General features: G+C 37.5%; 16 protein-coding genes. 6 read left to right on the top strand and 10 right to left on the bottom strand.

Going from position 1 to position 14412, the window contains the following annotated elements; all coding sequences use genetic code 11:
- Nucleotides 1-686: 686 nt before the first annotated feature.
- The 9 genes from BN997_RS03305 to BN997_RS03265 all read right to left on the bottom strand — a co-directional run bounded on the left by BN997_RS03305 (nucleotide 687) and on the right by BN997_RS03265 (nucleotide 9384).
- The gene (locus BN997_RS03305) at nucleotides 687-1400 is read right to left on the bottom strand and encodes a GntR family transcriptional regulator (RefSeq protein ID WP_042529660.1); all 714 of its coding nucleotides are present in this window, start codon (nucleotides 1398-1400) and stop codon (nucleotides 687-689) included.
- 543 nt (nucleotides 1401-1943) lie between these two features.
- Nucleotides 1944-2582 carry a class II aldolase/adducin family protein gene (locus tag BN997_RS03300; RefSeq protein ID WP_042529659.1) on the bottom strand — a complete coding sequence of 213 codons (639 nt, stop codon included), beginning with the start codon at nucleotides 2580-2582 and terminating at the stop codon, nucleotides 1944-1946.
- Between the two features lie 24 nt (nucleotides 2583-2606).
- The gene (locus BN997_RS03295) at nucleotides 2607-3998 is read right to left on the bottom strand and encodes a four-carbon acid sugar kinase family protein (RefSeq protein WP_042529657.1); all 1392 of its coding nucleotides are present in this window, start codon (nucleotides 3996-3998) and stop codon (nucleotides 2607-2609) included.
- Between the two features lie 33 nt (nucleotides 3999-4031).
- Nucleotides 4032-4544 (bottom strand): TRAP transporter small permease, encoded by a 513-nt coding sequence (locus BN997_RS03290; RefSeq protein ID WP_042529655.1) that lies wholly within the window; start codon nucleotides 4542-4544, stop codon nucleotides 4032-4034.
- 18 nt (nucleotides 4545-4562) lie between these two features.
- Nucleotides 4563-5846 (bottom strand): TRAP transporter large permease, encoded by a 1284-nt coding sequence (locus BN997_RS03285; RefSeq protein WP_042529654.1) that lies wholly within the window; start codon nucleotides 5844-5846, stop codon nucleotides 4563-4565.
- Nucleotides 5843-6763 carry an NAD(P)-dependent oxidoreductase gene (locus tag BN997_RS03280; RefSeq protein ID WP_042529652.1) on the bottom strand — a complete coding sequence of 307 codons (921 nt, stop codon included), beginning with the start codon at nucleotides 6761-6763 and terminating at the stop codon, nucleotides 5843-5845. The genes BN997_RS03285 and BN997_RS03280 overlap by 4 nt, the downstream gene beginning before the upstream one ends.
- A gap of 107 nt (nucleotides 6764-6870) precedes the next feature.
- Nucleotides 6871-7353, bottom strand: coding sequence for a PPC domain-containing DNA-binding protein (locus tag BN997_RS03275; protein WP_042529650.1), 483 nt, complete (start codon nucleotides 7351-7353; stop codon nucleotides 6871-6873).
- 51 nt (nucleotides 7354-7404) lie between these two features.
- Entirely contained in the window at nucleotides 7405-8421 is a 1017-nt protein-coding gene (locus BN997_RS03270) for a TRAP transporter substrate-binding protein (protein ID WP_042535702.1), read from the bottom strand.
- A gap of 246 nt (nucleotides 8422-8667) precedes the next feature.
- Entirely contained in the window at nucleotides 8668-9384 is a 717-nt protein-coding gene (locus tag BN997_RS03265; protein WP_042529648.1) for a FadR/GntR family transcriptional regulator, read from the bottom strand.
- 259 nt (nucleotides 9385-9643) lie between these two features.
- Here BN997_RS03265 and BN997_RS03260 point away from each other — a divergent pair, with 259 nt between their 5' ends.
- The 3 genes from BN997_RS03260 to BN997_RS22820 all read left to right on the top strand — a co-directional run bounded on the left by BN997_RS03260 (nucleotide 9644) and on the right by BN997_RS22820 (nucleotide 10701).
- On the top strand, nucleotides 9644-10036 hold the full coding sequence (locus BN997_RS03260; RefSeq protein ID WP_042529646.1) for a helix-turn-helix domain-containing protein: 393 nt from the start codon (nucleotides 9644-9646) through the stop codon (nucleotides 10034-10036).
- 166 nt (nucleotides 10037-10202) lie between these two features.
- The gene (locus BN997_RS03255; RefSeq protein WP_042529644.1) at nucleotides 10203-10457 is read left to right on the top strand and encodes a helix-turn-helix domain-containing protein; all 255 of its coding nucleotides are present in this window, start codon (nucleotides 10203-10205) and stop codon (nucleotides 10455-10457) included.
- Between the two features lie 37 nt (nucleotides 10458-10494).
- Complete coding sequence (locus BN997_RS22820; RefSeq protein ID WP_139088992.1) at nucleotides 10495-10701, top strand: hypothetical protein; 207 nt, start codon at nucleotides 10495-10497, stop codon at nucleotides 10699-10701.
- A 390-nt stretch (nucleotides 10702-11091) separates the two neighbouring features.
- On the opposite strand, the gene BN997_RS03250 is transcribed toward BN997_RS22820, so the two are convergent.
- Nucleotides 11092-11778: an SDR family NAD(P)-dependent oxidoreductase gene (locus tag BN997_RS03250; RefSeq protein WP_042529641.1), complete on the bottom strand. Its 687-nt coding sequence runs from the start codon at nucleotides 11776-11778 to the stop codon at nucleotides 11092-11094.
- Nucleotides 11779-11931: 153 nt separating this feature from the next.
- Between BN997_RS03250 and BN997_RS03245 the strand changes: the two genes are divergently transcribed.
- The 3 genes from BN997_RS03245 (at nucleotide 11932) to BN997_RS03235 (ending at nucleotide 13974) form a co-directional block, all read left to right on the top strand.
- Nucleotides 11932-12510: a TetR/AcrR family transcriptional regulator gene (locus BN997_RS03245; RefSeq protein WP_042529640.1), complete on the top strand. Its 579-nt coding sequence runs from the start codon at nucleotides 11932-11934 to the stop codon at nucleotides 12508-12510.
- Nucleotides 12511-12904: 394 nt separating this feature from the next.
- Nucleotides 12905-13570 carry a PadR family transcriptional regulator gene (locus BN997_RS03240; protein WP_052484878.1) on the top strand — a complete coding sequence of 222 codons (666 nt, stop codon included), beginning with the start codon at nucleotides 12905-12907 and terminating at the stop codon, nucleotides 13568-13570.
- Nucleotides 13571-13599: 29 nt separating this feature from the next.
- Entirely contained in the window at nucleotides 13600-13974 is a 375-nt protein-coding gene (locus BN997_RS03235) for a VOC family protein (protein WP_042529639.1), read from the top strand.
- The last annotated feature ends 438 nt before the right edge of the window (nucleotides 13975-14412 follow it).

Here is a 14412-nt window from a genome sequence, read left to right as displayed (position 1 = left end):
AAAATTCCTCCTTATCAGAAAGTGTCTGCAATTTATTTATGAGGAAAAGAAGGTGTGACAATTAATACTATTTTTACTTCAGAAACATTTGTTGTTACTTTATAAATTGTAGTAAACTCACCTTTTAATCCAGTTCTTTCTAATGTTTCAAGGTGTATTCCTCCTTTCTCCTTAATTCTGCTAATATAACTTTATGTCCTCGTAAGGTTAATCTGTGGCTGCTGCTAAACACCATCGCCCGAACCTATAATACAAATTTTTAAGTCGTTTAAGTTTGTATTTTTAATTTTAAACACCTCCTTTTTAACAACTAATTTTTATGGGAATATCACAATATAGTATGCGCTTACAATAAATTGTGAAATTATATAAAGATACTACAATTTTCCCTAAAATTACTTAATTCATAACTTTATACATCAATATTAGGTTCTACTTCTTTCTCTTTTTTTAACTATATCATTGGATGTAAGTAAAATTAAAAGTAATTCTAATATAAATAAGCATTTTCAATTTCCTAAAGTATCCAATTGAAACAATCCTCTCCTCTTATGTTAGTATGTGCGTACATACGAAAGTTGAATTATTCTAGGTTTATATGTACCTAAGAAATATATAAACCTAGAAATGAGGATACATGTCAGTATGTACGTACATATATAGAAAAATAAAAAATATCTTTATTCCTATACATCATATTGAAAAAATAATTTACTTCTATCTTCTCTAAAGATACTTATAGTTAATAATATTGGCAAGTTGTTTGAAGTTTCGCATATCTTTGTTGTTTTTAAGGCAGGCTGACCTGAATCAACTCCTAACAGATTAGCATCATACTCATCAAGTAATATTGGTTCTATATAAACTTTATGACGAATTATATTAATCTTGTAATCATCTATAACAGTATCATATATAGGTTTTTCCATATCTTTATTTAAAATATCTGGAAAAAGATAATAGGGAAGATAAGTTCTTTCAATAATAGCCGGATCTTCCTTAAAATACCTTAAACGAATTGTTTCATTTATTTTTTTACTGTTATATAACTTAAAGATATGCAAATATTCTAATGGCCCTTCTATAACCTTGGCGCTAATTGGAATATGCTTTTTTCCAAGTTCATCGGGATAAGAAAAAGTCATAAAGTTACCTTCATGTTGGAGTTTTTTCACAAAAGTACCATGCCCTTTTTTTCTTGTCAATAACCCTTCGTTCACTAACTCCAAAATAGCCTGTCGAACTGTTGATCTACTGACGTTAAATTGTTCTACTAACTCCAGTTCATTTGGTATTTTTTCATCATTTTTCCATTCCTCAGATTTTATCTTTTCTTTTATAACTTCTTTAACTTGATAATATAATGGGATGCTACTATTTTTATTAAGAAAATCTCTCATTTTATCAACTGTCCTATTTTCATATATTGTCTATCATGCCCTTACGATTGATACTTATATTAATATTGTTTGAAAGCTTTGTCAACATTTTTATTATTAGAATTTTTTGTGATGTTCTTTTCTTGTTGTTCTACCGTCAAAAAAGAAAGGCAACATTGTAAACGATTAATAGCTAAGAATATAGAAAAACACCCACCCCCTAGATAAACTATACTTTAAGAAAGGTTAACCAACGCATTAGGTATTTTTTGATTTTGCTTCTCCTATGGAAAATAATTTTTCTTAGCCTCGTTCTTTGACCTTAAGCTTCCATAATAATAACTTATACTTTAGAATTACCAATTATAGAGAAAAATGAATGATTCTATTAGATTAACTAATTATTCATTAAATCTACAATGGCTGAAATTAAACCTACATATGTAATACTTTTAGATAATTTGGGATATCATATGTTTCTGTTCATCATTTTATTTTTAAAAAAGCTACCCTCCCCAGCCAAAAACAACCAGAATGAATAGCTCCCACCAAACCCATATCAACTTATCTATCTCTATTCCTATACCCCGAATTCTCCAAAAAGTCCTTTACGATATCATCGGACAACGCGCTCAACGCCACACCCGAAGCCTTAGCCATAACCATCATCCGACAAGTAAACTCCAACGTTTCCAACCGCATTATCGCTTCTTCCACACTATCATCGAAAACAATAATCCCATGATTCTTCAAAAATAGAACATTCGCCTTCTTCGCTGCCTCTCCAACTTCTTCTCCTAAAGCTGTACTGCCCGGATGAAAATATGCGACTTCTTCTATTTTCTCAAGATAATACATCGATTCAATAAATAGTTTCGATTCTATGACCTCTTCCGAACAAGCCACAAGCGTTGACCAGAACGGGGATGCATGAATAACTACGTTGGCATCAGGCCGATTCCTATATATTGCGCGATGCATTGGTATTTCCTTAGAAGGCTTCCTCGTCCCCTCCCATGCTTGCGTTTCGATATTAACAAAAACACAATCACCTTCTGTCAGATTGCCCATATTTGTCCCTGAACCGGTTATAATCATTTGATTTTCGTTTTTACGGACACTCATATTTCCGGAATTTCCCCATGTGAGATGCTTCTGCAGTAATTCATTTCCGGTATGAATGATTTTTGATTCTATATCCATTGATCCTCCCTCCAATCGTCTCCTCTATACAGTTACGTTGCTTCCCAGATGCACTTTAGAAAAGTAATCGACTTGACCCAGCTGGCCTCCCTTTAAGGCTATCTCCACTCCATCAAATCGTTGCGTATTTGAATACGATTTACAAAGAGGCGCCCCTGGAGCGACACTGCGTATCATTTCTAATGCATAAATACCCATTTCCTGTGTCGCATAGCTTGATGTATCTCCTCCAGCAATGACGATGCGGTTTAAGGATGTATTTTCTACTGTCTTTTTTATTAATTTTCCGAACTGCTCGCCTAGAAGCTGTCCGCTGCTGGTAGGTTCTGCTCCGATAGATTGCAGGTATTCTCTTGTTTCCTCAATTGATGAATCATCCGATCCAAGTGCTGAGTAAACGATGACGTTCTCCCCTGCATTAATCAATTCCGTAACTGTCTTCATAAGGTCATTAAAATAGGATGAGCCTGTTTTCGGATCTATCAATTTAACAGGAGAAACTTTTAAACCAGTGAATCCATTGTCTAAAGCATGTTTGATTTGTTCAGAAGTAATCGGGGAACAGCTTCCGGAAACAACCAATATCTGCTCTTTTTCTGTCTTATTTATCTTATCCACGTTAGCTTCCTGTTTCTTCAGGTCCTGCATAGAACTCCAATAATTCGTCAACGCATATTCCACTCCAGAGGAGCCTATGACAAATAGTGGCTTCTCTTTAGATTCTTCGTAAATAAACTTTCCTATTTTCGTTAAATGATTGCTTGTCAGCATATCAAATAGAAGTCCCTTTGGTTTTTGCTTTGTAACGATTCGCTCCACCGTTGCTTCAAGCTCGGTAAAATGATCATCCATGGATAAAACATCTACCAAATCAACCGGATAACTCGTTTGTTTACTCAAATGTTTGATTAAATTAGCTTCCTGCATCGGCGTAATCGGATGCCTCGACATCACAGGGTGCTCATCCAGACGAAACGTTTTACTATCCACTCTGGCAAAATGATTGCCGAACACGGTATAACGCTGTAATGGTGTTGCTCCTGCAATGATAGGGACAAAGGCTTGCGTATGATTTATATCTAAAATCATTTCCAGCACTCTTCCGATATTCCCCACCGTCGGGGAAGAATCAAAGGTAGAGCATATTTTATAGTGATTAATCGATGCACCGAGTTCTTGGATTTGTTTTAATATCGGCTTCAAATCTGTTTCCATTTGCTCTGGACTCATCGTTCGGCTGATCCCGGCAACTCCGATACAGGCTACATCTGTAAACTTTTCATCAAGCAGTTCTTTGGTAGGCGGTTCTAAAAATAAAATGGTTCGTAAACCGCTAAGTGTCAATGCCTCCATTGCATCAGTTGAACCTGTAAAATCATCCCCATAGAAGCTTAAGAGTCTTTCTTCTAACTGCATTTGTCAATCCCTCCATCAGGAATATACTATCTCCTATATAGAAGATGCTTCATTATTTACTATTTCATAATGACTATTTTTCTTATTCGCTCTTTTTATCATATGATCTATGGCATGTACTGCCATAATGAAACCGGATATCGGAATGATGAAATAGACGTACCCCATTGGAATCCCTGATTGGAGACTGACTACATTCATATTAAGTATCGCTAACTCGGCCCCATAATAGATAAACAAAGCAAATAGAATCAGCGCAAAAATATCCTGCAAGGCTTCCACATATTTTGCTGCTTTTCCTCTTAATTTACTGACGATAAAATCCATCCCCATGTGTTCTTTTCGTTTAAAAGCAATTGCTGCACCGATAAAGGTCAGCCATACAAACGTATATCTTGAGATTTCTTCCAAGGACGCAAAGGAAGTGTTAAAGAAATTCCTGCCAAAAATCATGATGACCAGGCTGCCTGTCATCACTGCTGTAATTACAACTAACAGAAGTATGCATAGCCTGTCCAAGCTTTTACTTACCTTTGAAATCAACATGTAAATTTCACCTCTCTTCTATCCATTTAATAAGCTCGGTATAAATGTAATAATCTGCGGAAATACGAGCATGAGAATAACGCATGTTAATAACACGATGACAAATGGGACAAGATCCCGCATCAGTTCGTCAAACCTCAAATTCGCAATCCCGGCAGCCACATACGTACATAAGCCTACTGGAGGCGTCAACAATCCTACCCCTAATGTTGCAATTAATACAACGCTGGCATGAATCGGGTCGATTCCAGACGCGACAATTACCGGAGCAATCACAGGAACCGTCATAATAATAGCTGCATTGGCATCTAAGAACATTCCTAAAAACAGGAATAACAAAATAAACATAAGCATCAGCAAAAAGGGTGATAGATTCATGTCAATCACAAAACCAGCCAAACTGCTCGGTACATCGTTAATAGTCAACAAGTAAGAAAAAGCTGATGCGCTAATAATAATCATCATAACCGTGGCAGTCATTTTGCCGGAATTAATAATAATATCCTTCAGGTGCTTGATTTTTAATTCTCGGTATACAAAGAAACCAAGTATCATCGAATAGATCACAGCGACAACTGCCGCTTCCGTTGGGGTAACAACCCCGGTAATAATTCCAACAATGATAATTGCTGGTGTGACCAAAGCTAAAATACCTTCTTTCCCTTTCCCGAATACATTTTTAAATGAGAAAGGAATCGATGACTTATACCCTCTTTTTATCGAAACCACCGTAGACGCTGCTAATAAAGCAACACCGACTAAAATCCCCGCTCCGATACCAGCTAAAAATAAATCAGCTACCGAAAGACCGGCAGTGAAGCCCCATAATATCATCGGGATACTTGGTGGTATAATAATTCCAATAGGCGATGAAGCAGCTGTAATGGCTGCTGAATACTTGGAGCTGTAGCCCTGCCTGACCATTGCCGGAATCAGTATCGTTCCTGTCGCAGACGTATCAGCTACAGCGGAACCAGAGACTCCTCCGAAAAACATACTGGCCGTCACATTTGTTGCTGAGAGACCGCCCGGCAGAAATCCGACAAGTGCATCTGCAAAATCAACCAGACGTCTGGTTACCCCGCCCTTTTCCATGATATTACCGGCAAGGATAAAAAACGGGATGGCTAGTAGCAGCCAGGAATTTGCGCCAGAAAACATCTTTGAAAAAACCTGTGTCATCATACCAGAATCTATCATTAGCAAGGATAGGATAGAGGCCCCTGCCAGCCCAAAAGCGACTGGTATTCCCAGCAGCAAAAAGATAAGAAAAGATACAAATAAAACGACGGCCGAAGTCATTGTATTACCGCCTTATTCCGTTTGATTACTTCCGTTTCTGCTAACGCTTCGTATAACGTAATCACTGCCGAATTATCCTTTCCACCTTCCCCTTTCGCCTGTAATGTTTTAAATAGTTCATGGACGAGCGAGGTGGCATATAACGGTACCTGCAGTTCTTTCCCCACTTCCAGCGCCAAGGAGATATCTTTTGTATGCAAATCGACCGTAAAGCCCGGTTCAAAATTCCGATCTAAAATAACCGGCATTCTATCCTCAAGTGCCCAGCATCTTCCAGAACCATTTAAAATAACCTCACGCATAATTTCCGGATCAACGCCTCCTTTGACGCCTAACGTAAATCCTTCTGACATGCTGACTAGGTTTACTGCAGACATCAGCTGGTTAACAATCTTCACTGTCTGACCGCTCCCAACTTCCCCGCAATGAATCACTTTTTCTCCCATGATTTGCAGCAATTCAAGTGCTTTATAGTAATTCGCTTTTTTTCCTCCAACCATAAAGGTCAATGCTCCATTCATAGCTCCATTCTGGCCGCCGCTGACAGGCGCATCGAGCATGTCGATGTTCTTTTCCTCCAGCTTTTTATTTATTTCCTTTGTAACCGTGGAAGAAATACTGCTCATATCAATAAGTAAAGCTCCAGCCGGCAAACTCTCTATTAGCCCGCCCTCTCCAGTCACTGCTTCTTTCACATGCGGACTGTTTGGCAGCATAAGCAGTACCATATCAACCTGTTTTGCTAATTCTTCCTTCGAGGATGCAATGGTCACACGCTCCTGATAGGGAAGCCGCGCTGCTTGTTCGGCATTAATATCAAAAACGACTAGTTCTTTGCCTTCCCGTAATAAATTGCTGGCCATGGGGAATCCCATGACACCTAAACCGATGAAACCAATTGAATTTTTGTTATTCATATCGTATAATCTCCTTATAATTGATTTGCATAGCCATCTGAACAACATTGTCGGAGATGTTCTTGGTTCAGATGGCTATGTCTTTTTTAATGCGTTATTTTAGCCATCTATGCTTTTGCTTTCGGATTAAATTGAATTAGTTCTGTCTCTTTATCATAATCGCGATACATATGCACATGTTTCACTTCATTAATGACCAGATCAACAGTTGTCAGAACCGGTGTTTTATCCTTCACCATGTGCCCGCCGAATACCTTTCCTTCTTTATCACACATCGTAGCGTGAAAATGCGTATCATAATCTCCGTCCCGCTGACAAACAACGCCCGTACCATTTAAAAACTCGACTGGACCGTCTGCCACAAATAATTCGCCATATCCGGCACCGACGACAGATTCTTCTTGTGGAACGAGATACATATAGGCCGCTTCTTGAAAACTGCCAAAGCAGTTGGCAATAGACGCATACGTAATATCATTCGCTTTACAGATTTCTTCAATCCCAGTAATTAAATCCGTTCCCGGCAATAATCTCCCCGCTACGGTTTTACCGATTTCTCCAGTTGCATACTGTACTCTTGTTTCTTTCATTATGTGATACATCCTTTCTAGCAATTTATTTTCTGATAAAATCATGTCTATTTAATTTGCTGCAGCTTGTACTTCTTCTAAGAATTGAACAAATTCGCTGCCATACTCTTCTTCATAGACTGGATAAACATCTTCTACAACTTGCTTAAACGCCTCCCAATCCAGGTCTTCCTTATGAATAATTTCTATTTTGTCTTCTAATTCGGTTAGGATTTCTTCATTTTCTTCGGCAGCTTCTTCTGCCCAAAGCTCTGCCGTTTCTAATGCCGCCTCATCCAATGCATTCTGCTGCTCCTCTGACAACTGCTCCCATATCGAATCACTCAACGCCAGAACATTTGGTGTATAAGCAAAATCCATGACCGTCAGATAATCCTGTACCTCGTAGAATCGCTGTCCTTCAATATGCATTAACGGATTATGCTGACCGTCCACAACTCCTCTGTCCATCGCTACATATAACTCTGAAAAAGACAGCGGAATCGGGTTCGCTCCAAATTCCTGCAAAGCAACACTGTACGATTGTACTTCCGGACTTCTTATTTTAAGTCCCTGTAAATCCTCTGGTGTATCAATAGGTCCTCTTGAATTGGTAATCTGTCTAAATCCATGCTCCCACAAAGAAAGGGCTTTCAATCCTGCGTTTGCTTCGAGATTATCCAATACTTCTCTGCCTATCTCTCCATTGTTGACCGCTAATGTATGCTCGGTATCTTCAAATAAGAACGGTACTTCAAACGCTTCCATTACATTGTAGCTGGAAGCAAACAAGCCTGCGGAAATAATCCCTCCATCGATTGTTCCCATCTGCACCCCTTCCACAAGCTCTCTTTCGTCACCGAGCTGGGATGAATTATAGATTTTAATTTCAACGGAGCCGCCTGTTTTTTCTTCTACCAATTCCGTAAAGATATCTGCTGCCCCTTGTTGTGGACTGACCGGCGCCCCAACATGCCCAATACTGATTTCTACTACTTCTTCTTCCGCATTCGTCTCACTGCTGGAACCTCCGCAGCCATACATGACGAGAACAGTAAACAGTCCTAAAATAAAAATGAGTTTTTTCATGAAACGTATTTCCCTCCCTTTTGCATTTTTTATTTTCCAGACAATATAGCTTTGCATCACCCCCTTTAAGGATATAAAACGAAACTTCATTCAGTGGGAGTGTTTGTTCTTCTTCCACTGAATTAGCCTAAGTGATTCAGAGAGTTAGCGTCAGTTATCTCCCGCCAAAATAAATTTGTGTTTACTCTTTATTTGAAGGCAGGAGTTTTACGGACGCTTCTCCGTGATAAATCATAGATTGATTACTTAGCCATCCTTATTTTGATTAATTTGCTCAAACAACCTCTGTTCGCCGCGTTCCAGATGTGCTTCCATCACCTTTACCGCCTGCGCAACATCCTGTTGTATAATTGCTTCTAATATTAATTGATGCTCCGCAATCGAGTTCTTCACATGCTCGGGATTCTTCAGTACATTTTCAAACCATTCTTCCAGCGACATTCGAATTAAATCCAGCAGATTATAAATCATTTTGTTATTACTCGCCTTAGCTATAGTCATATGAAACATCAAATCATTTTTCTTATTGTGATGTACCTTCCCTTCTTGCTTCATTTCATTAATCCAGGATTCTAATTCGATGATCTCTTCTGCTGTCCGGTTTAAAGCAGCCCGCTTCACAGTTTCCAGTTCTAAAACCTTTCTTAATTCAATCAATTCGTTAAAAGGAACCGGATCAAGGTATAGTCCCCATTGCAGCTGTTGTTTAATATCATCCGAATCCACTTTTCGCACAAAGGTGCCTTCCCCTAACCTTGCTTCAAGCAATCCCATGGAAGTCATACTTTTAATCGCTTCTCGGATCGTCGACCTCCCGACACCAAACTGTTCTGCCAGATTTCGTTCAGGAGGGATTTTATCACCTATGGACAGCTCCCCTTCTTTAATCATTTTCGTAAACTGATTCATTATAATCTCACGTATGGAATCTCGCTGCGGTATTTTTTCAAATAGTGGTTTCATTGGTTTTCTCCTGTTAATGGTAGTATGTCTCATGGTCTGACCTTTGAGAGCTTATGTATTTAAATTTTTTATCTACTCTACTAACCTTTTATCTCAACACAGAGTAGCTCAATATCAACTAACTATTCTAACTATTAAAATCCATTATACACAAACAAATATTGTTTGTATATACATAAAAACAATTAATTATTGTTCAAGAAAAAATAAACCTTTTATGACGATATAATTTTACTAATAGTAAGGAGGAAATCTATACATGGACGTGTTTAAAGAACGGTTAATAGACCTTCGAGTTGAACTTGGATATAAGCAAGAGAATGTAGCGAAAGAACTGAATCTAACAACAAGCGCATATGGTTATTATGAACAAGGTAAAAACGAACCTTCATTAGAAACACTTTATAAAATTGCTAATTTCTTTCAAGTATCCATTGATTATTTATTAGGCATAATAGATACTCCTCAACATCCTGTCTATTATCCAATTTCCAATGAACTAACTTTGAATGAGTCGGAATTAAGTGCTATTCAAAGAATGAAGGAATTAAATCTTCTTGAAAAAGTCGGTGAAAACTCTAAATTAAATACAGAACGGTTAAACCGCTGTTGGGAATTTATAAAGACAGAGTTAGCAATTGATGAAAAATAAAGCAAGTTATTATTGATAATGAAACGAGCCCGCTCTTAATAGGAAGATATTTGGATGCAGACTCGTTTTTTACTTCTATACTTACTATGCTTCTAAAAAAATATTGTCTCCTTTCTTTTTCTTAGTTAATTTAGCAGTTAGATGATTCTAAAAGGGGCATGGTACGATGAATAACAATAAAATTGGCAAACAATTAAGAGCACTTCGGAAGTCAAAAAATATGTCTACACAAGAACTCGCTGATAAAGTTAGCGTTTCACAATCATATATAAGTAAATTTGAAAATGGGCGCTCAAAACCAGATATAGAAATGCTAGAAAATATATTAAAAGCACTTGATACCAATCTTTCAAGCTTTTTCGCATCGGAATTAGAAGAGATGCCGGATCAGAAACGAACCTTCATTAGAGACACTTTATAAGATTGCGGAATTCTTTCAGGTATCCATTGATTATTTATTGGGTAAAATAGATACTCCTCAGCATCCTGTCTACTATTCCGTTTCTGATGATTTGGCTTTGAATGAATCTGAATTGAGGGCTATACAAAGAATGAAGGAGTTAAAGCTTCTTGAAAAGATTGGTGAAAATCCTATGGAGAATGCAGAGCGTTTAAGCCGTTTTTGGGATTTTTTGCAGAATGAGTTAGCGATTGATGATAAATAACGTGTGTTATATACAGATAATAAAAGAGTCTACTTTTAATGCGAAGGCATTGGAATACAGACTGATTACAGCCATTGAAATGTACCACCTCTGACATAGTTTTTACCACTGAATGACACGGAATGTACCAGTAAATGACAGGTGATTACCACTTCACATAAAAAACATACGTATATTAAATTATAAATGTTATGCTTGTTGTACGAATTTGATTGGTTTTCAATCAGAACAGTATTCAACAATCGGGCCATTTAGTTGAATAATACTTCCTAATAAAACAGGATACTCATGTTAATTTTGACAGAGAGGTAAATAGCTAAATGTTGCACTAAGTACTGGAAAAAGAGATAAGACAACTATCATTTCAATAGTTGTCTTATCTCCTTTATATTAATTTCCGCCAAGAAGTATAGTTTGATCGAGTCCTGGAGGGAATACTTCTTCAAAATGGTCATTATTCTCATATAAGTTATACCAAGCTTCAGCAATAAGATCTGGGTCTCCTTCTGTTCCAGGTTGTATCATGGCTCCGATTGAAAGATGTCCGATAAACACCCCTTTTTCTTTCAACTCATTGTGCAGGTTTAAGGCATAATTACGCATACCAGCCCCAACGATTCCGGCATTTCCCGCATATGGTAAAGGGAAAATAGTAGATACGCCTGTTGTGAATAATATGGCACCAGAACCGTTACTTATCATATCTGGTAGCACCTCATTCACGGAAAGAATGCCAGCCAACAAATAGCTGTTCATAATATCTACTACACTTTGCGGCTTCGTTTCAAGCACAGAAGTGAATATATCCTCCTTAGCATAGGGGCTAAATTCTAGTACATCAATCGAACCGAATGCTTTTTTAGCTGATTGAATAGCTTGTTTTAAGGCAGCTAAGTTCGTAACATCGGCTACAAAAGATTGTGTTTCAATATTTAGTTCCTTGAGTTTACGTTCGATAATTGCTAATTTCTCAGGATTCCTTGCAATGGTCGCTACCCTAAAACCCTTCTCTCCGAATTTTTTTGCTATAGACAATCCTAATCCAGGGCCTGCACCAACGATAGCAATAGTTTTCATTTTTTATAAACTCCAATCTGTGATATATTAAAACAACATGTGTTGCTTTAATGAAAACTATACAGCCAATACATTTTTACAACAACCAACAATCTACTGCCGAATGTTGCTATAGCAACAACATTACGAAATTGTCGGGTGGGAGGTGAGACAATGGCATCGAAAGTAAGGAACCTACGTATTACACAAACAAAACAGTTCTTAATTAATGCTTTTTACAATCTAGCTTCTCAAAAGGATTTTGAAAAAATTACAATAGCTAATATAACAAAGGAAGCGCAGGTTAACCGGGCTACATTTTATGCACATTTTAATGATAAATACGATTTAATTGACTATATTATGGGGGATTTTGCCTCAGCATCTATCGAAAGTCATACTTTAGATGATATGAAATTCGGTGAGGAGACCATACATCAACTCATTTTTGCAGTATACGATTTTTACCAACAACCGAATATTGAATGTCGCAGCAGCTATGGTAAATGGGCCTTACCTCAAATGAAGGAAAAAATACTAAATGAATTAAAGAGTTTTTTATCAAAAAGTTTGGATTATAAGTATTCAGATATTGAAAAGGATATGTTCGTGCCAATCTTATCACAAATCATTCATGAAGGTGGATTGCAATTGTATCTTGGTAAACATACCTTAAAAAAGGAAGAAGTAGCCAAAAAGATTGCATCATTTGTAGTTGGTGGATCTCAGTCTTTTAAAGGAGTGTCACGCTAACAGGTAACGTTAGTTCCGTGACTTTCTAGGTTAGTGTGTCTAGTCAATGACTGCTTTTTTTCGAGTCCATTTAAGTTATTTTGCTCGGACGAGAATGTCGTTAGAGCATAGAGAAACGCCAAGTTGAACATGGCCGGGGCGTAGAGTATACATTCGTTAAAATATTGACGGTTCAGTTTTCCAACAAACAGGCGTTATCCTTAAATAAGGATAAGCGCTTATTTTTCATTGTAGGACCTGAATAAGAGAGGGCATTATTCTAAGTAAAGCGTGTTATAGGTAAAATGAACTGAAGAAAGTATATTCACCAACTTGACAGTTAACGATATATCGTTTATTCTTAGCGTAACGATATATCGTTAACTTAAAATAAAATTAACAGGAGGTTTTGAATGTGTACAAAAGACCTGATATGGCCCAATATCCTTTTTTAAAAGGACAGAGTCATTTTTATCATCATGGTGTCTTTAGAGGCAACAGATTCGACGCGGAAGTTGGGATAGGAAACGGTAACTTTGACGGGCAAGGCAGACCTCATATCTTCGCAGGCAAAGAATCTGGTGAGGATACTAGTGGTGAACGTTTCTTCGGGCGTGGTGATCTCAAGATTGTCTTATTAAAATTGTTACAAGAACAATCAAGACATGGATATGGATTAATCAAAGAGCTTGAGGAAAAGTTTAAGGGGCTTTATTCGCCTAGTCCCGGTTCCGTTTATCCTATTCTACAGATGCTTGAGGATCAAGATTTAGTTAATGTAATCAAAGAAGGTCGGAAAAAAGTTTATCATCTTACAGATGAGGGGCAAGCCTTTTTGAAAAAAAACCAAGATGAAGATCCTGTTAACTCAAGAATGAATGTGCTTGAAAATGTGGACCTGGACGAAATTCAGACTTTAAGATCTGACATTCAGGGTTTATTCCATGAATTTTTCAAGGTGGGCCGTCAAGCTATAGAAAAGCCCGAAAAGAAGGAACAACTACAAAACCTGCTCGAAAAAACACGGGCAGAGCTTTTGAAAATAGTTGATGACGAAGAGAAAAACTCAGATGGACAATAATTTTTAAAAATATATAAGGAGACTTTAAATTGACAATTACACTTAACCACACAGTGGTATTCGCTAAAAATAATGATAAAGCTGCACACGAATTTGCAGAGAATATGGGCCTAAAACTTAATGGTTATGAAGGGATAGACAATAAGTTTGCAGAAGTGCAAGTTAATGACGATCTTTCTGTTTTCTTTATGACAATCGAGGATGATACTCCACAACAGCATTTGGCTTTCAGTGTTGATGGACATACTTTTGACCAGATTCATGAACAACTTCGTAAAAGGAATGTAGCCTTTGGGAACAGCCCGTTTGAAACAGAAAATCGACGCACAGATCACCCATTTGCTTCCCGTGGGTTGTTTTGGACCAATTTAGATGGTTGCCTATTTGAAGTTATGACTGATTAGCCATAATCAATGTTGATAAAAACGTTGGATATTGCAAATATGGACTCTTTGATTCTGCCTCAATCGGGCGCGATTGTTGAACATCAAAAGCCTACGTTATCTTAAATCTCCCAATTGGTAAATGCGGTGGCAACAGGTGGTAAGTTCTGTGGCAATCACTGGTAAAAAAGATGGCGCAAGTGGTACATTTCCTTGGCCGTAATCATACAGACTCTTTTTTACTTCTATTATGTTGTCTCAAAATGCAGTGACTCTCTTTATCTTAATAGCTAGTTTAGTAAGACTATCTATTTGAAAAAATACACCTAGATGCAATAAAGGATTATATCATGACTATTATTTAACATATTTTAGCAGGTGAAAAGAAATGATCCCACACTCCAGTTCATAAGATTGATCCATATAAAAGCAGCCCCAAATAAGTGCTTTCTCAAATTA

Origin of the sequence: Oceanobacillus oncorhynchi, from assembly GCF_000821065.1 — a bacterium.
Classification (GTDB): domain Bacteria; phylum Bacillota; class Bacilli; order Bacillales; family Amphibacillaceae; genus Oceanobacillus; species Oceanobacillus oncorhynchi.
This window is presented reverse-complemented; position numbering and strand designations above follow the sequence as displayed.

Bases quoted from the DNA above. Each gene is read 5' to 3' on its own strand.
- BN997_RS03305 (WP_042529660.1), bottom strand. From the start codon at position 1,400: ATGAGAGATTTTCTTAATAAAAATAGTAGCATCCCATTATATTATCAA.
- BN997_RS03300 (WP_042529659.1), bottom strand. From the start codon at position 2,582: ATGGATATAGAATCAAAAATCATTCATACCGGAAATGAATTACTGCAG.
- BN997_RS03295 (WP_042529657.1), bottom strand. From the start codon at position 3,998: ATGCAGTTAGAAGAAAGACTCTTAAGCTTCTATGGGGATGATTTTACA.
- BN997_RS03290 (WP_042529655.1), bottom strand. From the start codon at position 4,544: ATGTTGATTTCAAAGGTAAGTAAAAGCTTGGACAGGCTATGCATACTT.
- BN997_RS03285 (WP_042529654.1), bottom strand. From the start codon at position 5,846: ATGACTTCGGCCGTCGTTTTATTTGTATCTTTTCTTATCTTTTTGCTG.
- BN997_RS03280 (WP_042529652.1), bottom strand. From the start codon at position 6,763: ATGAATAACAAAAATTCAATTGGTTTCATCGGTTTAGGTGTCATGGGA.
- BN997_RS03275 (WP_042529650.1), bottom strand. From the start codon at position 7,353: ATGAAAGAAACAAGAGTACAGTATGCAACTGGAGAAATCGGTAAAACC.
- BN997_RS03270 (WP_042535702.1), bottom strand. From the start codon at position 8,421: ATGAAAAAACTCATTTTTATTTTAGGACTGTTTACTGTTCTCGTCATG.
- BN997_RS03265 (WP_042529648.1), bottom strand. From the start codon at position 9,384: ATGAAACCACTATTTGAAAAAATACCGCAGCGAGATTCCATACGTGAG.
- BN997_RS03260 (WP_042529646.1), top strand. From the start codon at position 9,644: ATGGACGTGTTTAAAGAACGGTTAATAGACCTTCGAGTTGAACTTGGA.
- BN997_RS03255 (WP_042529644.1), top strand. From the start codon at position 10,203: ATGAATAACAATAAAATTGGCAAACAATTAAGAGCACTTCGGAAGTCA.
- BN997_RS03250 (WP_042529641.1), bottom strand. From the start codon at position 11,778: ATGAAAACTATTGCTATCGTTGGTGCAGGCCCTGGATTAGGATTGTCT.
- BN997_RS03245 (WP_042529640.1), top strand. From the start codon at position 11,932: ATGGCATCGAAAGTAAGGAACCTACGTATTACACAAACAAAACAGTTC.